Origin of the sequence: Streptomyces rubradiris (assembly GCF_016860525.1) — a bacterium.
Taxonomy (GTDB): Bacteria; Actinomycetota; Actinomycetes; order Streptomycetales; family Streptomycetaceae; genus Streptomyces; species Streptomyces rubradiris.
Genome location: NZ_BNEA01000015.1, coordinates 5,515,809 through 5,539,092, shown reverse-complemented (window position 1 = coordinate 5,539,092; position 23,284 = coordinate 5,515,809). Strand labels below are relative to the sequence as shown.

Annotated in this window: 19 protein-coding genes and 3 tRNA genes; 10 read left to right on the top strand and 12 right to left on the bottom strand. The window is 73.1% G+C overall.

Going from position 1 to position 23,284, the window contains the following annotated elements; genetic code table 11:
- Nucleotides 1-55: 55 nt before the first annotated feature.
- Nucleotides 56-1,033 (top strand): LysR family transcriptional regulator, encoded by a 978-nt coding sequence (locus Srubr_RS37880; RefSeq protein ID WP_189996834.1) that lies wholly within the window; start codon nucleotides 56-58, stop codon nucleotides 1,031-1,033.
- Here Srubr_RS37880 and Srubr_RS37875 read toward each other — a convergent pair.
- Together Srubr_RS37875 and Srubr_RS37870 are read right to left on the bottom strand one after the other, a co-directional pair.
- Nucleotides 1,018-1,977, bottom strand: coding sequence for a sensor histidine kinase (locus Srubr_RS37875; RefSeq protein WP_189996835.1), 960 nt, complete (start codon nucleotides 1,975-1,977; stop codon nucleotides 1,018-1,020). The two genes, Srubr_RS37880 and Srubr_RS37875, sit on opposite strands and share 16 nt — an antisense overlap.
- Entirely contained in the window at nucleotides 1,974-2,357 is a 384-nt protein-coding gene (locus tag Srubr_RS37870; RefSeq protein WP_189996836.1) for an STAS domain-containing protein, read from the bottom strand. The genes Srubr_RS37875 and Srubr_RS37870 overlap by 4 nt, the downstream gene beginning before the upstream one ends.
- A gap of 796 nt (nucleotides 2,358-3,153) precedes the next feature.
- On the opposite strand from Srubr_RS37870, the gene Srubr_RS37865 reads away from it, so the two are divergent.
- The gene (locus Srubr_RS37865) at nucleotides 3,154-3,897 is read left to right on the top strand and encodes an ANTAR domain-containing response regulator (RefSeq protein WP_189996837.1); all 744 of its coding nucleotides are present in this window, start codon (nucleotides 3,154-3,156) and stop codon (nucleotides 3,895-3,897) included.
- 181 nt (nucleotides 3,898-4,078) lie between these two features.
- Here the strand turns inward: Srubr_RS37865 and Srubr_RS37860 are convergent, their stop codons facing one another.
- The 3 genes from Srubr_RS37860 to Srubr_RS37850 all read right to left on the bottom strand — a co-directional run bounded on the left by Srubr_RS37860 (nucleotide 4,079) and on the right by Srubr_RS37850 (nucleotide 8,833).
- Nucleotides 4,079-5,428 (bottom strand): MFS transporter, encoded by a 1,350-nt coding sequence (locus tag Srubr_RS37860; protein WP_229926759.1) that lies wholly within the window; start codon nucleotides 5,426-5,428, stop codon nucleotides 4,079-4,081.
- 170 nt (nucleotides 5,429-5,598) lie between these two features.
- Nucleotides 5,599-7,035, bottom strand: coding sequence for a M20 metallopeptidase family protein (locus Srubr_RS37855; RefSeq protein ID WP_189996838.1), 1,437 nt, complete (start codon nucleotides 7,033-7,035; stop codon nucleotides 5,599-5,601).
- 160 nt (nucleotides 7,036-7,195) lie between these two features.
- Nucleotides 7,196-8,833 carry an APC family permease gene (locus Srubr_RS37850; protein ID WP_189996839.1) on the bottom strand — a complete coding sequence of 546 codons (1,638 nt, stop codon included), beginning with the start codon at nucleotides 8,831-8,833 and terminating at the stop codon, nucleotides 7,196-7,198.
- A gap of 282 nt (nucleotides 8,834-9,115) precedes the next feature.
- On the opposite strand from Srubr_RS37850, the gene Srubr_RS37845 reads away from it, so the two are divergent.
- Entirely contained in the window at nucleotides 9,116-10,201 is a 1,086-nt protein-coding gene (locus tag Srubr_RS37845; RefSeq protein WP_189996840.1) for an LAETG motif-containing sortase-dependent surface protein, read from the top strand.
- Between the two features lie 47 nt (nucleotides 10,202-10,248).
- The gene (locus Srubr_RS37840) at nucleotides 10,249-10,833 is read left to right on the top strand and encodes a hypothetical protein (protein WP_189996841.1); all 585 of its coding nucleotides are present in this window, start codon (nucleotides 10,249-10,251) and stop codon (nucleotides 10,831-10,833) included.
- A 32-nt stretch (nucleotides 10,834-10,865) separates the two neighbouring features.
- Here Srubr_RS37840 and Srubr_RS37835 read toward each other — a convergent pair whose 3' ends face one another.
- Nucleotides 10,866-11,345, bottom strand: coding sequence for a DUF2399 domain-containing protein (locus Srubr_RS37835; protein WP_229926754.1), 480 nt, complete (start codon nucleotides 11,343-11,345; stop codon nucleotides 10,866-10,868).
- A gap of 436 nt (nucleotides 11,346-11,781) precedes the next feature.
- On the opposite strand from Srubr_RS37835, the gene Srubr_RS37830 reads away from it, so the two are divergent.
- Nucleotides 11,782-12,045, top strand: a complete 264-nt coding sequence (locus Srubr_RS37830; protein WP_189996842.1) for a type II toxin-antitoxin system Phd/YefM family antitoxin — start codon at nucleotides 11,782-11,784, stop codon at nucleotides 12,043-12,045.
- On the top strand, nucleotides 12,042-12,296 hold the full coding sequence (locus Srubr_RS37825) for a Txe/YoeB family addiction module toxin (protein ID WP_189996843.1): 255 nt from the start codon (nucleotides 12,042-12,044) through the stop codon (nucleotides 12,294-12,296). The genes Srubr_RS37830 and Srubr_RS37825 overlap by 4 nt, the downstream gene beginning before the upstream one ends.
- A gap of 113 nt (nucleotides 12,297-12,409) precedes the next feature.
- Here Srubr_RS37825 and Srubr_RS37820 read toward each other — a convergent pair.
- From Srubr_RS37820 to Srubr_RS37810, 3 genes are all read right to left on the bottom strand, one after another.
- Nucleotides 12,410-12,486 (bottom strand) — tRNA-Ile (locus tag Srubr_RS37820).
- Between the two features lie 177 nt (nucleotides 12,487-12,663).
- A tRNA-Asn gene (locus tag Srubr_RS37815) sits at nucleotides 12,664-12,736 on the bottom strand.
- A 6-nt stretch (nucleotides 12,737-12,742) separates the two neighbouring features.
- Nucleotides 12,743-12,815: transfer RNA gene (locus Srubr_RS37810), tRNA-Asn, on the bottom strand.
- 158 nt (nucleotides 12,816-12,973) lie between these two features.
- Here Srubr_RS37810 and Srubr_RS37805 point away from each other — a divergent pair.
- The 4 genes from Srubr_RS37805 to Srubr_RS37790 all read left to right on the top strand — a co-directional run bounded on the left by Srubr_RS37805 (nucleotide 12,974) and on the right by Srubr_RS37790 (nucleotide 18,621).
- On the top strand, nucleotides 12,974-13,267 hold the full coding sequence (locus tag Srubr_RS37805) for a YtxH domain-containing protein (RefSeq protein ID WP_189996844.1): 294 nt from the start codon (nucleotides 12,974-12,976) through the stop codon (nucleotides 13,265-13,267).
- Between the two features lie 93 nt (nucleotides 13,268-13,360).
- A complete protein-coding gene (locus Srubr_RS37800; RefSeq protein ID WP_189996845.1) occupies nucleotides 13,361-14,800 on the top strand; it encodes an FGGY family carbohydrate kinase in 1,440 nt (479 codons plus the stop codon).
- Nucleotides 14,801-14,959: 159 nt separating this feature from the next.
- Nucleotides 14,960-16,693 (top strand): ABC transporter ATP-binding protein, encoded by a 1,734-nt coding sequence (locus tag Srubr_RS37795; protein ID WP_189996846.1) that lies wholly within the window; start codon nucleotides 14,960-14,962, stop codon nucleotides 16,691-16,693.
- A complete protein-coding gene (locus Srubr_RS37790) occupies nucleotides 16,693-18,621 on the top strand; it encodes an ABC transporter ATP-binding protein (protein WP_189996847.1) in 1,929 nt (642 codons plus the stop codon). Before Srubr_RS37795 ends, Srubr_RS37790 begins: the two co-directional genes overlap by 1 nt.
- A 34-nt stretch (nucleotides 18,622-18,655) precedes the next feature.
- Here Srubr_RS37790 and Srubr_RS37785 read toward each other — a convergent pair whose 3' ends face one another.
- From Srubr_RS37785 to Srubr_RS37775, 3 genes are all read right to left on the bottom strand, one after another.
- Nucleotides 18,656-19,813, bottom strand: a complete 1,158-nt coding sequence (locus Srubr_RS37785) for an RNA polymerase sigma factor (protein WP_189996848.1) — start codon at nucleotides 19,811-19,813, stop codon at nucleotides 18,656-18,658.
- A 198-nt stretch (nucleotides 19,814-20,011) separates the two neighbouring features.
- A complete protein-coding gene (gene dnaG, locus Srubr_RS37780; RefSeq protein WP_189996849.1) occupies nucleotides 20,012-21,919 on the bottom strand; it encodes a DNA primase in 1,908 nt (635 codons plus the stop codon).
- A gap of 47 nt (nucleotides 21,920-21,966) precedes the next feature.
- A complete protein-coding gene (locus Srubr_RS37775; RefSeq protein ID WP_189996850.1) occupies nucleotides 21,967-23,232 on the bottom strand; it encodes an NAD(P)/FAD-dependent oxidoreductase in 1,266 nt (421 codons plus the stop codon).
- Between the last annotated feature and the right edge of the window lie 52 nt (nucleotides 23,233-23,284).

Here is a 23,284-nt window from a genome sequence, read left to right as displayed (position 1 = left end):
CGTAAGTCCGTGACCCCTATCGGACAGTCCGATGGGGGTGGTTACGCTGTCGCCCATGGACTCCCGGTATCTGCGCGCACTCGTCGCGGTCGCCGAGCACGGTGGCATCTCGGCCGCCGCCCAGGCCCTGGGCTACGCGCAGTCCAGCGTCAGCGCCCAGCTCAAGCGGCTGGAGGCGGATCTGGGGATCGGTGTGCTGGTCCGGGCGGGCACCGGGGCGGTGCTCACGGAGGCCGGTTCCCGGCTGCTGCCGTACGCGCGCGAGGCGTTGGAGCTGGAGGAGCGGATGCGCCGGGCGGCCCGCGGTGAGCGGACCCGGCTGCGGGTGGGAGCGCAGGAGTCGCTGGCCCACGCCTGGATGCCCGAGGTGCTGGCCGCGCTGGAATACGGCGCGGGCGGCCCGGACCCGGCTGCCGAGACCGTTCTGACCGTGGCGGCCCGCGGCTTTCTCGACCAGTCCTTCGCGGCCGGCGAGCTGGACCTCGTCCTCCAGTACGACAACGCCGTCCGCGTGGACGGCCCGCACGCGGTGGTGGGGCACGACCGGACGGTGCTGCTGGCGGCACCCGGCCACCCGCTGGCCCGGCGGGAACAGGTGACCCCGGAACAATTGCTGCGCTACGACTTCCTGGTGGCCGAGCGCGGCTGCACCTCGCAGATGCTGGTGGACCGCCTCGGCCGCGACCTGCTGGCCGGGGTCCGGCAGACGCTGCTGCAAGGCTCGCTGGCGGCACTGCTGCGGCTCATCGGGCACGGGCAAGGCGTCACCCTGCTGCCGGAACTGGCGGTCGCCAGGGAGCTGCGCGAGGGCGAGCTGGTCGAGGTGCGGCTGACCGAGCCGGTCCGGCCCGTCAGCATCGTCGCCCGCTGGCGCACCCGGCTGGGCCCGGCCGAGGCCGCCGTGCACGCCCTGCTCGACGTGGCTCGCCGCGCCGACCCGCTGCCCGAGGTGACGGCGCAGGCCGGGGCCGGCGGCCCGGGGCAGGAGCGCGGCGGGGCCCCGGCCGGGCCCGGCCCTCAACGGCCCAGGTAGGAGCGGATGGTCGTGCCCTCCGGTCCGGTGTGGACGCGCACCAGGTCGGACAGCAGGTTGACCAGCAGCAGCCCGCGTCCGCCGCGCTGGTCGCGGGCGGGCGGGCGACGGCCGGCCAGCGGGTCGGCCAGACGCCCCTTGTCACGGACCTCGCACAGCACGTACCCGTCCTGCGGCCACACCGTCAGCGTGCCCGTGCCGCCGCCGTGCACCACGCTGTTCGTGGTCAGCTCGGCGGTGATCAGCGCCAGGTTCTCCAGGGCCGTCCCGGTCAGGCCCAGCCGGGCACCGTGGTCGGTGGCCAGGCGCCGGACCACGGAGAGGGCGTCCTCGGTGAAGGCGGTGCCGAACACCTCGGGACCGGCGCCGGGAGCGGGGGCGGGCGGCAACGGCAGGTTGTAGCGGTCCACGACGCCGTCGGGGTCGTACGCCGTACTGGCCACCTCGGCGGCGGAGCCGGCCGGGATGACCACCGGGTGGGTGGCGTGGGCGTCGGCCAGCACCTCTTCGTCCAGGCGGGAGGTGTCGTAGGGACACAGGATGGTGACCTCGCGGCCCTGGAACGCCGCGTTGATCAGTGCCTCGTGCTGGGCGCAGGCCGGGTACTCGTCCGTGCTGCGGCCCGCCCAGATCGGTTCGCCGATGATGCGCACCCGCCGGCCGGGGGCCTGGGCGTCGGCGAAGGCGCGCAGCACGCCGGGGATGATCCGGCCGGGGTTGCGGCCGGCGTCGCGCATGTCCAGGAACCGTACGGCGTCGCCGTCGGCGCCCAGGGCGTCCTGGATCAGCGCCAGGTTCTCCCCCGGCACGGCGACCGCGACCGGCTCGCCCGCCGCCAGCCCCTCGCGGATGAAGGGCACGGTGCCGGCCAGGTACTGGTGGGTGTCGGCGTAGAACAGCGCGGGGTGGACGAACGGTTCCACGGGGTGGGTCGCCGTGGTCATGACGCCGACACCTCGATCCCCGTGAGGCCGGGCCACAGCAGCCCCAGTATCCGCGACAAGGAATCCGGTGGTCGGTCCAGCACCAGCCGGCGGCGGCCGTCCAGGCTCCTGGCGGTGTCCGCCAGCACGCCGGCGCCCGCCACGTCGACGAAGGTCACCGCGGAAAGCTCCAAGTAGTACACGTCCTCGCCCCCGACGTCCTCGGCCTCACGCACGACCCGCTCCAACGCGCGCTCCCAGGTGTCCCGCGTGGGCAGGATCACCTCGCCCACCGCGCGGAAACCGCTCCGCCCGGTCAGTGGGTACACGTCGAGCCGCGGCGCCGCCTGCTTCGGCACGGCGGCCGTCGGCAGCAGCCGGGCCGGCTCGGGTGCGCTCATGCCATCTCCCAGTCGCACGGATACACAGCAGCCCAGTATGCGCCCTCCACGACCCCTACCGAGCACGGATCGTGGCCGGGGGGGCGGGGAGTCGGGGGTGGTGGGAGCGGGTAGGGGGCGGGCGCGGTGGGGGCCGGCGGACGCGGGCCGGTGCTTGACGGAGCCGACCGAGCCCGACGGGCATGGGTGGGTCGGCGGACGTGGGTCGCCACGGCGGGCGGGCGCGGCCGACACCCGACAGCCGACAGCCGACAGCAGTGGCCTTCACCCGGCGGGCATGGGCCGGACTCGGACGGCACGGCCGACGCTGGTGAGCGCGGGTCACCACGGCGAACATGGCCGACACCAGCGGACGAAGCCGACACCCGGCGGACGTGGGTCACCCCGCCAGACGCGCGTCACCCTGGCAGGGGTGGCCGACGCCTGACAGGCGAGGCGCGGCAAGAAGGCTGACGCCGGCCGACGCGACCGCCCCCGGCAGCCGTGGCCTCCGCCCGGCAGGCGCGGTTGACGACGGCAGGAACGGCCGCCACCCGGCAGACGCGACTCACCCCGGCGGGACGAAGCCGACGCCCGGCAGGCGCGGCCGACACCTGGCAGGCGCGGCCGGTGCCCGGAGGGGGCGCCGTGGGCGCGCGGGGGGTGCCGTGGGCGCGCGAGGGGTGTCGTGGGCGCGCGGGGGGTGCCGTGGGCGTGGTCGGGGGCGGTCGGCTGCTGGGTCGCCCCTGTGGGTGTAGGGCGGCGTGCGGAGGGCAGGCGAGGGGCGATGGAGGATCGGTGGACCGGGAGGGGAGACATGACCACGGCGGCACGCGCACCGCGGGGCGGACGAGCGGTACCCCTGACCGTCGGCGTCCGCGTGGAGGGCGGCCGGGCTCTCCTCGGCGCCCGGGGCGAACTGGTCCACGGCGGCGCGGACACCCTCGCCGAGGCCCTGGCCGCGCTGCCGCCGGGCATCGACCGGGTCGAGCTGGACGCCGGCGAGGTGGTCTTCCTGGACACGGCCGGGCTGACGGCCCTGGACACGCTGCGCGAGTACGGCCGCCGGCGAAACGTACCGGTCGCCGCCACCGGCTGGCGCGGACAGCCGCGCCGGGTGCTGGAGCTGACGGGCCTGGACCCCGTGGACCCGCTCGGCGGCGCACCGCCCGCCGGTCTGCGCGACCGCGCGGCCTCGGCGGTGGCCCGGGAACGCGCCGAGCAACTGGACGTACTGCGCCTGGAGATAGCGCAGTTGCGGCACGCGATCGACTCCCGCCCGGTCATCGACCAGGCCCGGGGCGTCCTGATGGCGGCCCACGCCTGCACGCCCGAGCAGGCGTGGGACATCCTGCGGGAGGCGTCCCAGCGCACCAACACCAAGCTGCGGCAGGTCGCGGCGGCGGTCACGGCGAGCGCCGCGCCGGACGGCACGCCGCCGCCGGAGCCGCTGCGCTCCGCGCTGGCCGCCGCGGTCCGCCGGGTCAGTACGGCAGCACACGCCCCGAGGGAGTCCTGCGGTCGATCTCCTGCCCGCGCGGCGCGGCGGGCCGCCGGCTGACACGTACCCGGATCCGACGGTCCATGACGCCCTCCTCCTGCCGGCACCGCGCGGTTCGGCGCACCGGTAGGGGGTCCGTGCCCAGGACGCGACCGGTTCACGCCTGAACGAGCCCACTTCATGGCATCGTTACGGCCGCGCGTGCCCGTTCCGCCGCCGCCTGCGGTCAGTGCCCCCGTGGTCAGTCGCCGCGGGCGCGCACCGCGAGCACGGCGACCAGCAGGGGCGGCAGGAGCAGCAGCGCGAAGGCCGCGCGGTAGCCGCCGAGCGGGCCGGCGCCGGCGGCGAGGCAGGCGTTGAGGACGGCGGAGGCCAGCGCGAGCACGACGACCTGGCCGAGGTTCATGTTGGTCTGCAGGGCGCTGGTGGTGTGGCCCTGCCGGTGCGGGGGGCTGTGCTTGAGGGAGAGCACGGTGACGCAGGGGTCGAGCAGCCCCATGCCGACGGCGGACAGCGGCATGGCCGCCGCGGCCGTGACCGCAGGCAGGCCGCCGGAGCAGCCGGCCACCGCGAGGGCCACGGCGGCGGCCATGACCAGGGCGCCGGCCGTGACCAGCCGGTGCCGGGCCACGTGTTGGAGAAGCCTGCCCTGCACCCAGGAGGCGGCGGCCCACAGCACGGCGGAGGCGGTGAACGCGGCGCCGACCACGACCGCGTCGACCCGCCGCTCGGTGATCAGCATCAGCGGTACCAGTGCCTCCACGGCGAAGTAGGTGCCGGAGGTCAGCCCGCGCAGCAGCACCGTGACCGGCAGCCCCCGGGCCCCGCGCAAGGTCCCGCGCGGCAGCAGCCGGGGCGCGAAGAGGGCGAGCAGGACGACACCGGCGCCGACCGCGGCCAGATGGCGCGGATCCCACCCGGAGGCCCCGTACTGCCCGAGCGCCGCTCCCGCGCTGAGCAGGGCCGCGACCAGCAACGGGGGCCGCCCGGCGGGGACTTCGCCGGTCCCGGTCGGTCCGCTCGCCGGGTGCGGGGCGGGCCGGCGCAGGACGAGGACCAGGGCCACGGCGGGCAGGGCGGTCAGCCCGGCCAGGCCGTAGAAGACCGCGCGCCAGGACCACCACTGGACGACCAGGCCGGCCAGCGGCGGGCCGAGCAGGGACGGCAGGACCCAGCCGGCGCTCAGCAGCGCGAGCATCCGGGGCCGCAGGTGCTCGGGGTAGGCCTGGCCGACGGCGGTGGTCACCGACACCGCGACCAGGCCCGCGGCCAGGCCGTCCACGAACCGGCCGGCGGCGAGCTGCCAGACGGAGACGCTGGACGCGGACACCAGCAGGGTGAGCACCGACAGGACCATGCCGAGCGCGAGGGGCCGCCGGGCGCCGGACCGGTCCGCCCAGTGCCCGCCGAGCACCCCGCCGAACAGCCCGGCGGCGACGAAGCAGCCGGCCACGACGGGGAACAGGGACACGCCGTCCAGGTCGCGGGCCGCCGTCGGCAGGGTGGGCACCACGGCCAGGGCGGCGAACCCGGTCAGGAACATCACCACCGCGAAGGTCAGGGTGGCGGCGAGGTACGGCGGCGAGAAGATCCCGCCGGAACCGGAACCGGAACCCGAACCGGACGCGGCCGGGGGCTCCTTGGCGTGCGCCGGGCCGGGTGGCACCGGTGACACGGGTTCGCGCACGTCGACCCCCCGAACCTCTGGTCTGGACCATTGAGCAGGACGGCACGGAAATCTACGGGCCGCCCGCCCCGGGGTCAACCGTCCAGGCGTCCGCCGCCGGTGAGGAAGGCGAGGGCCACCGCGGCCTCGCAGGCGATGCCGGTGGCGATCACGTCCTCGTCGATGGTCATGCGGGGCGAGTGCAGCGACGGGGCCTCGTGCGGGGCGACGCCGGGCGGGCAGGCGCCGAGGAAGGCCATGGCACCGGGGACGGCCCGCAGCACGTAGGAGAAGTCCTCCGCCGTCATCTGCGGGGCGGGCAGCTCGCGCACCGCCCCGGTGCCGAGCGCGTCGGCGGCGGCGCGCCGGACGAGGGCGGTCATGCCGGGGTCGTTGACGGAGACCGGGTAGCCGGTGACGACGGTCGCCTCGGCCGTGGCCCCGTGCGCGGCGGCCACCCCGTGGGCGACCCGGGCGATCGCCTCGTGCAGCCGTTGCCGGGTCGGCTCGGTCAACGTGCGCAGGGTGCCAGAGAGTTCGGCGGTGTCGGGGATGACGCCGGTCGCGGTGCCGGCGGTCAGCCGGGTCACGCTGAGCACGGCGCTGTCGTCGGCGGCCACGCCCCGGGTGACCGCGCTCTGCAGGGCCAGCACGATCTCGCAGGCCACCGGCACCGGGTCACAGGTGGTGTGGGGCGCCGAGGCGTGCCCGCCGCGGCCGCGGACCACGACCCGGAACCGGTCGGAGGCCGCCAGCTGCGGTCCCGGCCGCAGCAGCACCTGGCCGGCCGGCATGTTCGGGTTCACGTGCAGGGCGAAGGCGGCGCCGGCCCGGCTGCCGGACGCCTCCAGGACCCCTTCCTCGATCATGAGGCGGGCTCCGTGGTGGCCCTCCTCGCCGGGCTGGAACATGAACACCACGCGCCCGGGGAGCGTCGCGCGCCGCCCGGCGAGCAGCCGCGCCGCGCCCACCAGCATCGCCATGTGGACGTCGTGCCCGCAGGCGTGCATCAGCCCGGGGCCGCGCGAGGCGAACGGCAGCCCGGTGTCCTCGGTGACCGGCAGCGCGTCCATGTCGGCGCGCAGCAGGATCGTCGGCCCGTCGGCCGCCCCGGTGAGGGTCGCGGTCACGGAGGACAGGGCGCGCCCGGTACGGATGTCCAGGCCGAGGCCGTCGAGCGCGTCCAGGATCAGGCGCTGGGTGGCCGGCAGGTCCAGGGCCGTCTCCGGGCCCCGGTGCAGGGCGCGGCGCAGGGCGATCGCCTCGGGAGCCAGCCGACGCGCCGCGTCGAGCAGTTCCGCCCCGGCGGAGGCGGAGGCGGGGGCCGCCGGCCGGGACGGCGCGGGGTCGTACGACGTACGGCCGGCGGCGCTGGGGACGGGCCCGTACGGCGCGCTGTCGGCGGCGCTGGGGGCGGGTCCGTACGGCGCGCTGTCAGCGGCCTCGGGGACGGCGTCGCCCGGCGCACCGTCGGCGGCCCTCCGGACGGGCTCGTCCGGCGTACCGTCGGCGGGCCTGGAGGTGGGTGTCATACGGCCGTTCTCCTTCCCGGGACCGGGACCGGTCGGCCCACGGCACGGCGGCGGGTGCTTCCCCACCGTAGGGACCCCGGCGCCGGCCGGACAGTCCCCGGCGGCCCCGGCGCCCCGGATCCGGACAGGGCCGCATGCCGACAGGATGGCGGAAACACCGTCAGCCTCCCTGGTGAGCCACGCCATGACGGGCCTCGGCCACATGGCGCCGGCCGGACCGCACCGCCCAGGCGAACACCGCCGCGGCGAACAGCAGCACGGCGAGGGTGTCGCAGGGCGCCCGGAGCAGTCCGAGGCCGCCGGAGGAGCCGAGCGCGGAGCAGCACAGCAGTCCGGTCAGCCAGACCGGCAGCCAGGCCCCGTCGCGCAGCTCCCGGAGCAGTTCCCGGCGCGCGGGGAAGCCGTGCCGGCCGGAGCGGAGCAGCCAGGACAGCGGCACTCCGGCCAGCGCGAGCGGCAAGGTCAGGTGCAGCCGGTGCCAGGTGGACCAGTACACGAACAGGGTGGCCACGAGGAAGCTCAGCGGCGGGATCCAGCGCATCGCGCCGCCCGGCTCCCCCGTGGGGCGCAGGGTGGCGGCGGCGACGGCGGAGGTGGCGTACACGAGCAGGAAGAGGTTGCCGAGGGTGCCGACGACGTCCTGCCAGGTGCCGAACGGCAGCAGATAGACCGCCATCACCGAGGCGTTCAGGGCGAGGGCGCGGCGCGGGATGCCGGAGCCGGTGTGCACGCCGAGGAACCAGCGGGGCAGCAGGCCGTTCTTGGCGAGGGCGTAGGTGCGCCGGGCGCTGATCCCGAGCCCGATGAAGGTGGCGCCGCCGGGCGAGACGACGGCGTCGGCGTACAGCAGCAGGGCCAGCCAGTGCAGGTTGACCAGCAGGGCCAGCTGGCCGAACGGCGAGGTGAAGTCGATGCCCCGCCAGCCGTCGACGAGGGCGCTGTCGGGGACGGTGAGGAGGAAGGCGAGCTGGAGGCCCACGTAGAGCAGGACGGCCAGCGCGATGGCGGTCAGCACGGCGGGCCGCAGGTGCCGGCGCGGATCGCGGGCCTCGCCGGCCAGGTCGACCGGTGACTGGAAGCCGTTGACGGCGTAGACGAGCCCGCCCGCGGACAGCGCGGCCAGGCCCGCGGACCAGCCGTAGGGGGCGAAGCCGCCGTGGTCGGTGAGCCGGTGCGGGTGGCAGCCGGAGGCCAGCAGCAGGACGACGGTGAGGACGGGGACGGCCGTCTTGACGACGGTGAGCGCGTAGTTCACCCGGGTGAAGAGCCGTACCCCGAACCAGTTGAGGGCCGCGAACACCCCGGTGAGGACGAGCGCGACGGCCACCCCGGACAGGCTCAGCCGGCCGTCCGTGTGCAGTCCGGGGAACCAGCGGGTCAGGTACTGCACGGTCGCGGTGACCTCGGCCGCGGCCGCGCCCACGGACAGCAGCACCGCCCAGCCGATCACCCCGGCGACCAGCGGGCCGTTGGCGTACAGCGGCCAGCGCACCGTGCCGCCGGCCTCCGGCATCCGGGCCGCGAGGTCCACCAGGACCAGCGCGACGAGCATGGCCAGCGCCCCGGCGGCCAGCCAGGACAGCACGGACAGCGGGCCGGCGGTCTGGGCCGCGTACATCGCGCCGAACAGCCAGCCGGAGCCGACGATGTCGCTGAAGCCCACCGCGGTCAGGGCGGCGAACCCGAGGTGCCGGCGGAGTTTGCCCTCCTCGCGGAGTACGGCGTCGGGGGCGGCCGGTACGGTCCGGGCAGACGGCTGCCGCGGTCCGGAACCTTGCTGCGAGGGGGTGCGTGCCACCCTCCGTCGCTTCCCGAGCCCGCGCCGTACGACGCGCGGACACCGCCGGATTCACCTCGACGCCGCACGTTCGTCAACCCGGCGCAACCGACTCCGTTCGCCACTCAAGTGACTGGAGTGTGCAACTTTTTCGCGGTGCGAGAGGTCACGTACGAGCGCGGATGTGCGCGTACGGGCCCGGTCCGCGCGCGCCGACGCGCTCCACGGGTCACGCACGGCCCGTACCGACGCACGCCAACCGGTGTCGCCCAGGCGGCACTTGGGAACCGAAAGGTCTGCCGGATGAAGATCCGCCGCGCCCTGACGGCCGCCGCAGCGGCCGCCGTGATAGCGCCCGCCGCCGTACTGGCGGCCCCCGCCGCCGCGTTCGCCACGGAGCCGGTACCGGACACCAGTCCCCGCACGCCCGCCACTCCCGGCACACCCGATACCCCCGATACCGCGAAACCGGCCCAGCCGCCGACGGACGCCCCGGCGAACGGCGGCGGAACGGGTGCCCCGGACGAGACCGAGGCCGGTGGCCCCGGCTCCCAGGTGGACGACGGGGACACCTCGGGGAACCAGCGGAAGGCCGACGGGACCGCCGAGGAGGCCACCGGGCAGAAGCCCGACGGGACCGGCGCCCCCGACGACCCCCATGGCCGTCCCTGCGCGTTCGAGTCCGACCAGGTGCGCGTGGCCCTCCACGGGCTGCCGACCCAGTTGGTCGCGGACGGCCCCTGGTCCCCCTTCTCGATGACGCTCACCAACACCACCGGCAAGACCTTGAACGAGGTCGGGCCCTATCTGAACGTGATCTCCGCCGCGGACGTCGACCGGCCGTACTGGGAGCTGAAAACCGAGTACCACGACCCCAAGTCGGGGCGGTGGAAGCCCTACGAATCCTTCGAACCCGGCCGCCTGTTCGACCTCATCCCCGTCGGTCCGCACAGCACCCGCACGTTCCAGCTGCGCACCCACGTGGTCAAGAGCGCCAAGCCCGGCCCCGGGTACGCACTCGTCGCCGCCGACTACCGCAACCGCGACGGTTCCTGTGGTTCGTCCAAGGAAGGCTGGTACGACTTCACCATCCTCCCGGTGGGCGCGAAGCCGACGCAGTCCCCGACCGCCCGGCCGGGTGAGCCGGGCGGCACGGCGTCGCCCGGCCGGAGCTCCGCGCCCGGCGGCGGCACGGGGGGCTCCGCCTCCACCGGCGGCCCCGGCCCGCAGGGCGGCAACCTCGCCGAGACCGGCTCCTCGTCCGCGCTCCCGGCGATCGGCCTCGCCGCGGGCGCCGCGGTGGTGGCCGGCGCGGGCGCGGTCTTCGTCGTGCGGCGCCGCAAGGCCATGGCCGGTCCGGGCGGCGGCGACACGGACGTCACCGCGTAAGCACAGCCCTTCCTCCGAGACTCCGCAGCACCGGAAGAGAGATCACCATGAAACTGCGCCGTGCCCTGTCCCTCACGGCCGCGACGGCCGCCCTGCTCCCCGTGGCGATGGCAGCCGCCCCCGTCTCCCAGGCGGCCGACGCCCCGGTCCCGATATGCACCGAAGTCAGCCAGGGGAAGTATCACGAGAACACCTTCGTGACCCGCGCGTTCGGCATACCCGACAAGCTGACCCCAAGCACTCGCTGGACGCTCTTCACCACCACGCTCACCAACGCCTCGTCGATGAAGGTCGAGTCGTTCAAGCTCACCGCCTGGGCGCTCAATATCGACGACGACATGGACCACGCCTACCTGGGGCGGTACATCGATCTGCAGTACTGGGACACCTCCCTGCACCTCTGGAAGACGCTCCGCGGCTCCCGCGCCCCCGTCCCCGCCCCGGACACGCTGAAGCCCCGCACGTCGCTCCACGTGCAAATGCGGCTCAGGCTGAGGGGAGACGTGCCCATGAAGCCGGGCGAGAAGATCTACGGGGAAGTGAACGTCGGCGGCACCTGGGTCAACACCTCCCGCAACAACTGCGTGGGCCAGACCAGCAGCGGCGGGGACTTCTGGGCCGAGAAGGGCTGAACCCCGCGGACGGCCACCGGTACCGCCCCCGCTCAACGACCACCGAGGTCGGCCGGCAGGTCGTCGAGCACCATCTCCTCCTCGATGCGCGCGCCGAGTTCGGTGAGGGCGGCGGGCAGGTCCGGGTCCCACACGGCGCCGGCCGGTGTGCCGGCCAGGGGCGAGGCCGACGGGGTGGCGGCGACCGCGGCGCGGCAGTCGGCGGCCGTGTAGCGCCAGGGCCGCCAGGGGACCCGGCGCAGCAGGGGGTGCCCCGGGAACCTGCTCGCGCAGGCCGGGGGTACGGGTCCGCGGCGCCTCCGGCCCGCGTCGGCCGCCCGCAGCTCCAGACGCCGGCGCAACTCCCGGTCCCCGGCGAACTGCTCACGCACGAGCGCCAGCAACTCGTCGCGCGACAGCGCGGAAAGCCACGCCTCCCGGCCGAAGCCCGCGCCCGCGCCGCGGCCCGCCGCCCGCCGCCCGCTGCCGGGGACCGTCTCCGCCCGCCGCAACACGGTCGGCCCGACCGCCACACAGTGCTTGCAGAAGTCGCCCTCCTGCCCGTGCGGGCAGTCGCACCATCCCGAGACCCCCTCGTCACCGCGAGGGCGAGCTCCACCTCGTAGACATCCGTACCGTCCACCACGGCGGTGACCGAGCCCTCCCCCGCCTCCAGCCCCCTCACCGCGTCCGGATACCCGAGCCCCCGCTCGAAGGACCGGGCCCCGGCCGGCGCCCGCGGATCGTCCGCACCGAACCCCACCGCTTTGCGTGCCACACCGGCATTCAAACGCGGAAGGGGAGCCGGAGGAGCCCGAAGATCCCAGCCGTCCCCTATGAGGGACCGCGAGCGATGCTCACGGTGCCCCATCCCGAGCTGACGCGCGTCAGGCTCGACAGGGGCTGCCTTGCAGACACGGGCAAGACTCGTACTATATCTTGTACAAGTCGAGAAGGGAGGCGGCACGCATGTCCATCACCGCCAGCGAAGCGCGCCAGAACCTGTTCCCGCTGATCGAGCAGGTCAACGAGGACCACGCTCCCGTTCACATCACTTCCCGCAAGGGCAACGCTGTCCTCATGTCCGAAGAGGACTTCAGTTCGTGGACCGAGACAGTGCACCTTCTGCGCTCTCCCAAGAACGCTCGCCGCCTGCTCGACTCCATCGCCGAGGCGGAGGCCGGCAAGGCGCAGCGTCGCGAGCTGATCGACCCCGACGCGGAGCGTGCGTGAAGATCTCGTTCACGACCCACGCCTGGGAGGACTACACCTACTGGGCCGAGAACGACCGCAAGATGGTCAAGCGCATCAACAAGCTGATCGACGACGCCATGCGCGATCCCTTCAAGGGCATCGGCAAGCCGGAGCCCCTGAAGGGTGATCTCGCGGGCTACTGGTCACGGAGAATCGACGACACGCACCGACTCGTGTACAAACCGGCCGACGACGAGCTGATCATCATCCAGGCTCGGTACCGCTACTGACACGACCCGAAGCACCTGCACCGGTCCCGACCACGCATGACACCGAGGCGACGCCGCCCCAGAACTGCGGGCCAAACGTTCGCGCGGGTCAGAACGTTTCTCTGACCTGCGCTTGGTGGGGCGGGTGGGACTCGAACCCACGGCCGACGGATTATGAGTCCGCTGCTCTAACCGGCTGAGCTACCGCCCCATAGCGGCGTGTCGCGTACAAGTGTGCGCGCCGTCTGCCGCAGCATAGCCGCTCATACGATCTGCTGCCTCGGCTGGTCGGCTTCCACGCTGCCGCTCATGACCTTGAGGACACCGCCGTGGGCGCGACGGTTCCCGGGGACATGAAAAAGGACCCCTGAGGGGTCCTCGTTCAGCGCTCCCCCGACTGGACTCGAACCAGTAACCTGCCGGTTAACAGCCGGCTGCTCTGCCAATTGAGCTACGGAGGACCGAAGCTCCCCCGACTGGACTCGAACCAGTAACCTGCCGGTTAACAGCCGGCTGCTCTGCCAATTGAGCTACGGAGGATCGCCTCGTTTGCATCGAACGTACCTACCTGGGTATTCGCCAGGGGGCGGTTGCTCGCTGCGACACATACATTAGCGCAAGCAGGGGGGTGCTCCGCCAATCGGTACCCTCGGCGCCAGCGCCGCACCAGATACCTACGCACGGGAAGGGTGGCAGCCATGCGCTACCGGCTCACGTTCCTCGCCGGACTGGCCCTCGGTTACGTACTCGGCACGAAGGCCGGACGCGAGCGCTACGAACAGCTGAAGAAGTCGGCCCGGCAGATCGCGCAGAACCCCGCGGTCCGCAACACCGCCGAGACCGCCGCCCAACAGGGCCGCGTCTACGCGGGCAAGGCCTTCCACACGGTCGGTGACCGCATCCCCGAGTCGGTGGCCCACCGGGTCCGCTCGCTCAGGGAGCGCAACGGCCACGGCACCCGCGAGGACGACTGGGGCACCAGCAACACCTGACCTCCGGCCCGCGCCCGCGCCCCGGCGGGCACCCTCTCCCCCTGGGGCGCCCTCGGCCGAAGCCGGGCGCGGCGGTACGGCAAAATTCTCCGCATGGGGATAGTCGCCGGCTTGGACAGCTCACCGGAGTTCACACGCATCGTGGTCTGCGACACGGACACCGGTGCCGTACTACGACAGGGGTACGCCCCGCACCCGGTGGAGGGCCGGCCCAGCGACATCGATCCGCAGGCCTGGCTGCTCTCCCTCGGTGAGGCGGCCGGCGGCGGTCTGCTGGAGGGGGTGCAGGCCATCGGGGTCTCGGCCCAGCAGAACGCCGTGGTCCCGCTGGACGCCCAGGGCAACACCGTCCGTCCCGCCCTGGTCGGCGGCGACAAGCGCGCGCAGGTCGCCGCCGCCGACCTGGTGGACGCGCTCGGCGGCCGGGAGGCCTGGGCGCAGGCGGTCGGCTGTGTGCCGCAGGCCGCCCAGCCGGTCACCAAGCTGCGTTGGCTGGCGAAGAACGAACCTGAGAACGCCCAGCGCGTCGCCGTGCTGCTCCAGGCCCACGACTGGCTGGTCTGGCAGCTGCTCGGCCGGCCCCTGCGGCGCACCACCGACCGCGGCGGGGCCTCCGGCACCGGGTACTGGTCGGCGGCGACCGGCGCCTACCGCCCCGACCTGGTCGAGCTGGCGCTCGGCCACCAGGCGGTGCTGCCCGAGGTGATCGGCCCCTCGGAGGCGGCCGGCACCACCCCGGAGGGGCTGCTGATCTCGGCCGGCACCGGGGAGACCATGGCCGCCGCGTTCGGGCTGGGCCTGGGTCTCGGGGACGTGGTGGTGTCGCTCGGGGCCTCCGGTTCGGTGATGGCCGTGCACCCGGAGGCGCTCGCCGACCAGTCCGGGATGATCACCTCGCTCGCCGACGCCACCGGCATGTACCTGCCGGTGGTCACCACTCTGAACGCCGTACGGGCACTGCGCGGCACCGCCGAACTGCTCGGCCTGCCGGACCTGGAGAGCCTGTCGGAGCTGGCGGTGAAGTCCACGCCGGGGGCGCACGGGCTGGTGCTGCTGCCGTACCTGGAGGGCGAGCGGACGCCGAACCTGCCGCACACCGCGGGCACCCTCGCCGGGCTGCGGCGCGAGTCGATGAAGCCCGAGCACCTGGCGCGGGCCGCCTTCGAGGGCATGCTCTGCGGGCTGGCGGACGCGCTGGACGTGCTGCGCGGGCGGGGCGTGGAGGTGCGCCGCGTCTTCCTGCTGGGCGCCGCCGCCGAGCTGCCCGCCGTGCAGGCCTCGGCGCCCTCGCTGTTCGGCGCGCAGGTCGTCGTGCCGCAGCCGGCGGACTACGCGGCGATCGGCGCGGCCCGGCAGGCGGCCTGGGCGCTCGGGGTGTCACAGGGCGGCCTCGATCCGCGCACCCCGCCGGCCTGGCAGGGCGCGGCGGCGCAAGTGCTGGAGCCGGGCGAGGAACTGGCCGTGGGCCAGGCGGTGCGGCAGCAGTTCACCGCGGTGCGGGAGCAGACCCATCCGGGAGCGTTCCGCCCATAAGGGGCACCAGAGGAACAACAGGACTTAACTCCCTGAAACCTTGGGCCAGTAGAGGAGAAACCTTCGGGTTAATCGGTTGAGGTAACGCGGGTGGAGTGTCCGACGATAGGGGCCAAGGGCAACCGACCAGCCCCTGTCGCCGACTCCGAGAGACGTAGCGTGCTCATACGACTTCTACGGACCTATCTCAGGCCCTACAAGAAACCCATCGCCCTCCTCGTGGCGTTCCAGTTCCTCCAGACCTGCGCAACCCTCTACCTGCCCACCCTCAACGCCGACATCATCGACAACGGTGTCGTGAAGGGCGACACGAACTACATCCTGTCCTTCGGTGCCCTGATGATCGGCATCTCGCTGGCGCAGGTCGTGTGCAACATCGGGGCCGTCTACTACGGCGCCCGGACCGCCTCCGCGCTCGGCCGGGATGTGCGCGGTGCCGTCTTCGACCGGGTGCAGTCCTTCTCCGCGCGTGAGGTGGGTCACTTCGGGGCGCCCTCCCTGATCACCCGTACGACGAACGACGTACAGCAGGTCCAGATGCTGGTCCTGATGACGTTCACCCTGATGGTGTCGGCGCCCATCATGTGCGTGGGCGGCATCGTGCTCGCGCTCGGACTGGACGTGCCGCTGTCCGCCGTGCTGATCGCGGTCGTGCCGGTGCTCGGCGTCTGTGTGACCCTGATCGTGCGCCGCCTGCGCCCGCTGTTCCGGTCGATGCAGGACCGGCTGGACACGGTCAACCGGGTGCTGCGCGAGCAGATCAGCGGCAACCGGGTGATCCGCGCCTTCGTCCGGGACTCCTACGAGCAGGAGCGGTTCGGCCGGGCCAACACGGAGCTGACCGAGATGCAGCTGGCCACCGGCCGGCTGCTGGCCCTGATGTTCCCGATCGTGATGACGGTGGTGAACGTGTCGTCCATCGCGGTGGTGTGGTTCGGCGCGCACCGCATCGACAGCGGCGGGATGGCCATCGGCGACCTCACCGCGTTCCTCGCCTATCTGATGCAGATCGTCATGTCCGTGATGATGGCCACCTTCATGTTCATGATGGTGCCGCGCGCGGAGGTCTGCGCCGAGCGCATCCAGGAGGTGCTGGAGACCGACTCCAGCGTCGTGCCGCCGACGGCCCCCGTCACCGGGCTGCGCTCCCACGGGCACCTGGAGATCCGGGGCGCAGGCTTCCGCTATCCGGGGGCCGAGGAGCCGGTGCTGAAGTCCATCGACCTGACCGCCCGGCCCGGCCGGACCACGGCCGTGATCGGCTCCACCGGCAGCGGCAAGTCGACGCTGCTCGGGCTCGTCCCCCGGCTGTTCGACGCCACCGACGGCGAGGTGCTGGTGGGCGGCGTGGACGTGCGCGAGATGGACCCGGTGCTGCTCGCGAAGACCGTCGGGCTCGTCCCGCAGAAGCCGTACCTGTTCGCCGGCACGGTCGCCACCAACCTTCGCTACGGCAACCCGGACGCCACCGACGAGGAACTGTGGCACGCGCTGGAGGTGGCGCAGGCCAAGGACTTCGTGACCAGGCTGGAGGGCGGACTGGACGCGCCGATCGCGCAAGGAGGCACCAATGTCTCCGGCGGTCAGCGGCAGCGGCTCGCGATCGCCCGCACACTGGTGCAGCGCCCGGAGATCTACCTCTTCGACGACTCCTTCTCCGCGCTCGACTACGCCACCGACGCCGCCCTGCGCGCCGCGCTGGCCCGGGAGACCGCCGAGGCCACCGTGGTGATCGTCGCCCAGCGGGTGTCGACCATCCGGGACGCGGACCGGATCATCGTGCTGGACGAGGGCCGGGTGGTCGGCTCCGGCCGGCACGCCGAGCTGATGGCATCCAACGAGACCTACCGGGAGATCGTGCTCTCCCAGCTGACGGAAGCGGAGGCCGCCTGATGGCCGGGCCCATGGGACGCATGATGGCCGGGGGCGGCCCCGACCAGCGCTCGATGGACTTCAAGGGGTCGGGCAGACGGCTCGTCGCCCGGTTCCGGCCGGAGCGGGTGACGATCTACGCGCTGCTGCTGTGCGTGGTCGTCAGCGTGGCCCTGAGCGTGATCGGCCCGAAGATCCTCGGCCGCGCCACCGACCTGGTCTTCGCCGGGCTCATCGGCCGGCAGATGCCGCACGGCGCCACCAAGGAGCAGGTGCTCCAGTCCATGCGCGAGCGCGGCGAGGGCCGGGTCGCGGACATGCTGAAGAGCACCGACTTCACCCCCGGCAAGGGCATCGACTTCACGGCCGTGGGAGAGGTGCTGCTGCTCGCCCTCGGCACCTTCCTGGCCGCCGGTCTGCTGATGGCGCTCGCGACCCGGCTGGTCAACCGGGCCGTGAACCGCACGATGTACCGGATGCGCGAGGACGTGCAGGCCAAGCTGTCGCGGCTGCCGCTGTCGTACTTCGACAAGCGCCAGCGCGGTGAGGTGCTGTCCCGGGCGACGAACGACATCGACAACATCGGGCAGACCCTCCAGCAGTCGATGGGTCAGCTGATCAACTCGGTGCTGACCATCGTCGGCGTGCTGGTGATGATGTTCTGGGTCTCCTGGATCCTGGCGCTGGTGGCCCTCGTCACCGTCCCGCTGTCGTTCGTGGTCGCCACCCGGGTCGGCAAGCGGTCGCAGCCGCACTTCGTGCAGCAGTGGCGCTCCACCGGCAAGCTCAACGCGCACATCGAGGAGATGTACACCGGGCACACCCTGGTGAAGGTGTTCGGTCGGCAGGAGGAGTCGGCGCGGCAGTTCGCCGAGCAGAACGAGGCGCTGTACCAGGCCGGGTTCAAGGCGCAGTTCAACAGCGGCGTCATGCAGCCGCTGATGATGTTCGTGTCGAACCTGAACTACGTGCTGGTGGCGGTCGTCGGCGGGCTGCGGGTCGCCTCCGGCGCCCTGTCGATCGGTGACGTGCAGGCGTTCATACAGTACTCGCGGCAGTTCTCCATGCCGCTGACGCAGGTCGCCTCGATGGCGAACCTGGTGCAGTCCGGCGTGGCCTCCGCCGAGCGGGTCTTCGAGCTGCTGGACGCGGAGGAGCAGGAGGCGGACCCGGTGCCGGGCGAGCGGCCGGCCGAGCTGCGCGGGCGGGTGTGCCTGGAGCACGTGTCGTTCCGGTACGACCCCGAGAAGCCGCTGATCGAGGACCTCTCGCTGACGGTGGAGCCGGGGCACACGGTGGCGATCGTCGGCCCGACCGGCGCGGGCAAGACCACGCTGGTCAACCTGCTCATGCGGTTCTACGAGGTCTCGGGCGGCCGGATCACCCTGGACGGGGTGGACATCCGGAGGATGACCCGGGACGAACTGCGCTCCGGCATCGGCATGGTGCTCCAGGACACCTGGCTGTTCGGCGGCACCATCGCGGAGAACATCGCCTACGGCGCCGCGCGCGAGGTCACGCGAGGGGAGATCGAGGAGGCGGCGCGGGCCGCACACGCGGACCGGTTCATCCGCACCCTTCCCGACGGCTACGACACCGTGATCGACGACGAGGGCACGGGCGTCAGCGCCGGTGAGAAGCAGCTGATCACCATCGCGCGGGCGTTCCTGTCCGACCCGGTGATCCTGGTGCTGGACGAGGCGACGAGCTCGGTGGACACGCGCACGGAGGTGCTGATCCAGAAGGCGATGGCCAAACTGGCGTCCGGCCGTACGTCGTTCGTGATCGCGCACCGGCTGTCGACGATCCGGGACGCGGACACCATCCTGGTGATGGAGAACGGCTCGATCGTCGAACAGGGCGCGCACACCGAGCTGTTGGCGGCCGGCGGGGCGTACGCCCGGCTGTACGAGGCGCAGTTCGCGCAGGCCGTGGCGGAGGTGGACTAGGCACGGGCGGGGCCGCCGCCCGGCGGTGGCCCCTTCAGTCCAGGTAGCCCCTCAGCTGCTCCGCGAAGGCGTGGTCACGGAGCTTGCTGAGGGTCTTGGACTCGATCTGGCGGATCCGTTCCCGGGTCACGCCGAACAGCCGGCCGATCTCCTCCAGCGTGCGCGGGCGCCCGTCGGCCAGGCCGTAGCGCAGCTGCACGACCTTCCGCTCGCGCTCGCCCAGGGTGGACAGCACCGCGTCCAGGTGCTCGCGCAGCAGCAGGAAGGCGGCCGACTCCACCGGGCTCGCGGCGTCGCCGTCCTCGATGAGGTCGCCGAGGGCCACCTCGTCCTCCTCGCCGACCGGTGCGTGCAGGGACACCGGTTCCTGGGCGAGGCGCAGCACCTCGCGGACCCGCTCGGGCGTCAGGTCGAGATGGGCGCCGACCTCCTCCGCGGTGGGCTCGTGGCCGCGTTCCTGGAGCATCCGCCGCTGCACCCGGACGACCCGGTTGATCAGCTCCACCACGTGCACGGGCACGCGTATCGTGCGGGCCTGGTCGGCCAGCGCGCGGGACATGGCCTGGCGGATCCACCAGGTGGCGTAGGTGGAGAACTTGTAGCCGCGGGCGTAGTCGAACTTCTCCACGGCCCGGATCAGGCCGAGGTTGCCCTCCTGGACGAGGTCGAGCATGGTCAGTCCGCGGCCGACGTACCGTTTGGCGACGGAGACGACCAGCCGCAGGTTGGCCTCGATGAGTCTGCGCTTGGCCATCCGGCCCATGACGACGAGCCGGTCCAGGTCGAGCGCCAGCTCGCTGTCGAGGTCCGGGGTGGTGCTCAGCTTCTCCTCCGCGAAGAGGCCGGCCTCGACCCGGCGGGCGAGTTCCACCTCCTCGGCGGCGGTGAGCAGCGGGATACGGCCGATCTCGCGCAGGTACTGCCGGAGCAGGTCGGCCGAGGGCCCGCCGGACTCCGCCCGCGCGACGACCGGGACCTCGGCCTCCGGCTGCTCGTCCGACTCATCCGACTCGTCCGACTCGTCCGGCGCCTCCGCGACCACCGCCTCCCCGGCGGCCGGCTCCGGGTCCAGGCCGGCCCGGCCCTGCGGGGGTACGGCCACGAGGACGCCGGTCTCCGCGTCCGGCTCGTCCCCGCCGGCGGGGGTGGCGCTGGTACTGCTGTCGGTCTGGGCGAGGGTCCGGGTCTGCACGGGGGGCGACCTCCAGGATGATCGCTGCGAAGCCGAGCGGCAGCGTGCGCTCCGAGGCTCGGGCACCGCCCCCAGTGTGGGGTACGACACAACACCGCCACGAGGGGCGTGCGGTGACTTTTTGCATCCATCTGGTGACTGGCCGGTTATGCGGCACGTCGGACTATGCGACCGGCAACCGCGGACGGCCGGATCGCGTCACAGCGCCTCGGCGCCCCGTTCGCGCAGGGACTGGTCGTACTGCTGGAGGACCCACAGCTCGTTCTGGACGGCGGCCAGTTGGGCGGGGTCGCCGCCGGTGGCGAGGCGGGTCATCTGGGACTGGATGTCGCGGATGCGGCGTTCGACGGCGCGGCGGCGGATCTGGACCAGGACCGTGCCGGCGTAGGTCTCGTCCACCGTGCGGCGCAGGATCGGCTCGACGGCCAGCTCCGTGACCATGGAGCGGACCGCGTCGTCCGGCGCGGCCTCGCGCACCCGGACCAGGTACTCCTGCGGGTCGGGCACGCCGTACTCCGCGCCGCCCGCCTCCGCGATGGCCAGCCGCACGGCCGCGTACGGCGGTGCCGTGAACTCGTCCACGCCGTACGCGTCGAACGCCGGGGAGACCAACTCGGGCCGTTGGAGGGCGAGTTTGAGCAGCTCTCGTTCGGCGGCGTAGACCGGGTTGCGCAGGGTCAGCGCCGGGCCGGAGGTCGCCGGGCGCGGCGCCTCGGCCCACTGCCTCTCGTCCGGGCGGCGCCGCTCGGAGGGCTGCGGCCCCCTGCCGCCCTCGCGCGCCCAGCGGGCCAGCTGGGCGACCCGGCGGACCACGAACTGGGTGTCGAGGATGCCCAGCATCCCGGCCAGCTCCACGGCGACCTCGTGCTGCGCGCCGCTGTTCTTGATCTTCGCGACGACCGGCGCGGCCTCGTCCAGCGCGGCGGCCCGGCCGGCCGGGGTGTCCAGGTCGTACCGGCTCACGATCTGCCGGAGCGCGAACTCGAAGAGCGGGGTGCGCGGTTCGACCAGGTCGGCCACCGCCTCGTCGCCCTTGGCCAGCCGCAGGTCACAGGGGTCCATGCCGTCGGGCGCGATCGCGATGTACGTCTCGGCGGCGAACTTCTGGTCGTCCTCGAAGGCCCGCAGCGCCGCCTTCTGCCCGGCCGCGTCACCGTCGAAGGTGAAGATCACGCGCGCGCTGCGGTTGTCCATCAGCAGCCGCCGCAGGATCTTGATGTGCTCCCCGCCGAAGGCCGTGCCGCAGGTCGCGATGGCCGTCGTCACCCCGGCCAGGTGGCAGGCCATGACGTCGGTGTAGCCCTCGACCACCACCGCGCTGCTGGTCTTGACGATGTCCTTCTTCGCCAGGTCGATGCCGTACAGCACCTGGCTCTTGCGGTAGATCGCCGTCTCGGGCGTGTTCAGGTACTTCGGCCCGTTGTCCGCCTCGTACAGCTTGCGGGCGCCGAAGCCGACGACCTCGCCGCCGATGTCCCGGATCGGCCACATCAGGCGGCCCCGGAAGCGGTCGATGGGGCCCCGGCGGCCCTCCTGGGACAGCCCGGAGAGGATCAGCTCCTTGTCGGTGAAGCCCTTGCCGCGCAGATAGCGGGTGAGGTGGTCCCAGCCCTGCGGGCTGTAGCCGACCCCGAAGTGCACGGCGGCGGCCTGGTCGAAGCCGCGCTCGGCGAGGAAGATCCGTCCGGTCTCGGCCTCGGCGCCGGTGGCGAGCTGCTCGGCGTACCACTGCGCGGCGATCTTGTGCGCCTCGACCAGGCGGATGCGCTCGCCGCGCTGGTGGGCCGGGTTGTACCCGCCCTCCTCGTACCGCAGCGTGATGCCGGCCTGCGCGGCCAGCCGCTCCACCGCCTCCGAGAAGGAGAGGTGGTCCACCTTCATCACGAAGGTGATGGTGTCGCCGCCCTCCTGGCAGCCGAAGCAGTGGAAGAGTCCCTTGCTGGGGCTGACCTGGAAGGACGGCGACTTCTCGTCGTGGAACGGGCACAGGCCCTTGAGGTTGCCGCCGCCCGCGTTGCGCAGCTGGAGGTACTCGGAGACCACGGCGTCGATCGGGACCGCGTCCCGTACCGCCTTCACGTCCTCGTCGTTGATCCGTCCTGCCACGGATGAATTCTACGGGGGCGCGGGGAGGCTCCCGGTGCCTTCGGCGGTCACGGGACGAGCCCGGCGAGCGGCACGTGCGGGTCCGACAGGGCCTCGACGTTCACCCGGGCCCGGGAACGGATCAGGTTCTGGATCGGCTCTGTGACATCCCACACGTTCACGTTCATCCCGGCCAGCACGCGCCCCTCGCGCACCCAGAACGCGATGAACTCCCGCTTGCCCGCGTCGCCCCGGATCACCACCTCGTCGTACGACCCGGGCGGCGCCCACCCGCTGTACTCCATGCCCAGGTCGTACTGGTCGGTGAAGAAGTACGGCACCCGGTCGTAGGTGACCTCCTTCCCGAGCATCGCCCGCGCGGCGGCCGGACCGCCGTTCAGGGCGTTCGCCCAGTGCTCCACCCGCAGCCGGGTGCCGAACAGCCCGAGCGGGAAGGACGCCACGTCACCGGCCGCGTAGATGTCGGGGTCGGAGGTGCGCAGCCGCTCGTCCACCAGGATGCCGCCGCCGTCCGCCCGGCCGGCGATCTCCAGCCCGGCCGCCTCGGCGAGCGCCACCCGGGGTGCCGCGCCGATCGCCGCGAGGATGTCGTGCGCCGGGTGCTCCTCGCCGTCGTCGGTACGGGCCGCGAGGACCATGCCGTCCTGTCCGACGATCTCGGTGAGCCGGGCCCCGAAGTGGAAGCGGACGCCGTGCTCTCGGTGCAGCTGGGCGAAGACGTTGCCCAGCTCCGGCCCGAGGACGCCGTGCAGCGGGGTCGGCTCCGGTTCGATCACCGTGACCTCGGCGCCGTACTCCCGGGCCGCCGCCGCGACCTCCAGCCCGATCCAGCCGGCGCCCGCGATCACCAGGTGCCCGTTGTCCCGGCCGAGGTGCTGGAGCACCCCCTTCAGGCGCTCGGCGTGCGCGAGGCGGCGCAGGTGGTGGACGCCCGCCAGGCCGGTGCCGGGGATGTCCAGGCGGCGCGGTTCGGCGCCGGTGGCCAGCAGCAGCTTGTCGTAGCGCACGAGGGTGCCGTCGTCACCGAAGCGGACCGTCTTCGCCGTGCGGTCGATACGGTCCACGGTCTGGCCGAGGTGCAGCTCGACATCGTGCCGCGCGTACCAGGCGGGCTCGTGCACGAAGACGCTGTCGCGCTCCGCCTTGCCGAGCAGGTGGCCCTTGGACAGCGGCGGGCGCTCGTAGGGGTGGTCGCGTTCGTCGCAGATCAGTATCACCCGTCCGCTGAAGCCCTCCGCGCGGAGCGTCTCGGCCGCCTTCGCGCCGGCGAGACCGCCTCCGACGATGACGAATGTCTGATCCGCGTCGACCACTTGATGCCTCCTCGTAAGGGTGCCGCCACGTGCGAGCCTCCCGCACGCAGCG

Coding starts and splice junctions, on each gene's coding strand:
- Srubr_RS37875 (WP_189996835.1), bottom strand. CDS start 1,977: ATGACCACGGCGACCCACCCCGTGGAACCGTTCGTCCACCCCGCGCTG.
- Srubr_RS37840 (WP_189996841.1), top strand. CDS start 10,249: ATGAAACTGCGCCGTGCCCTGTCCCTCACGGCCGCGACGGCCGCCCTG.
- Srubr_RS37790 (WP_189996847.1), top strand. CDS start 16,693: ATGGCCGGGCCCATGGGACGCATGATGGCCGGGGGCGGCCCCGACCAG.
- Srubr_RS37800 (WP_189996845.1), top strand. CDS start 13,361: ATGGGGATAGTCGCCGGCTTGGACAGCTCACCGGAGTTCACACGCATC.
- Srubr_RS37870 (WP_189996836.1), bottom strand. CDS start 2,357: ATGAGCGCACCCGAGCCGGCCCGGCTGCTGCCGACGGCCGCCGTGCCG.
- Srubr_RS37855 (WP_189996838.1), bottom strand. CDS start 7,035: ATGACACCCACCTCCAGGCCCGCCGACGGTACGCCGGACGAGCCCGTC.
- Srubr_RS37830 (WP_189996842.1), top strand. CDS start 11,782: ATGTCCATCACCGCCAGCGAAGCGCGCCAGAACCTGTTCCCGCTGATC.
- Srubr_RS37805 (WP_189996844.1), top strand. CDS start 12,974: ATGCGCTACCGGCTCACGTTCCTCGCCGGACTGGCCCTCGGTTACGTA.
- Srubr_RS37865 (WP_189996837.1), top strand. CDS start 3,154: ATGACCACGGCGGCACGCGCACCGCGGGGCGGACGAGCGGTACCCCTG.
- Srubr_RS37880 (WP_189996834.1), top strand. CDS start 56: ATGGACTCCCGGTATCTGCGCGCACTCGTCGCGGTCGCCGAGCACGGT.
- Srubr_RS37845 (WP_189996840.1), top strand. CDS start 9,116: ATGAAGATCCGCCGCGCCCTGACGGCCGCCGCAGCGGCCGCCGTGATA.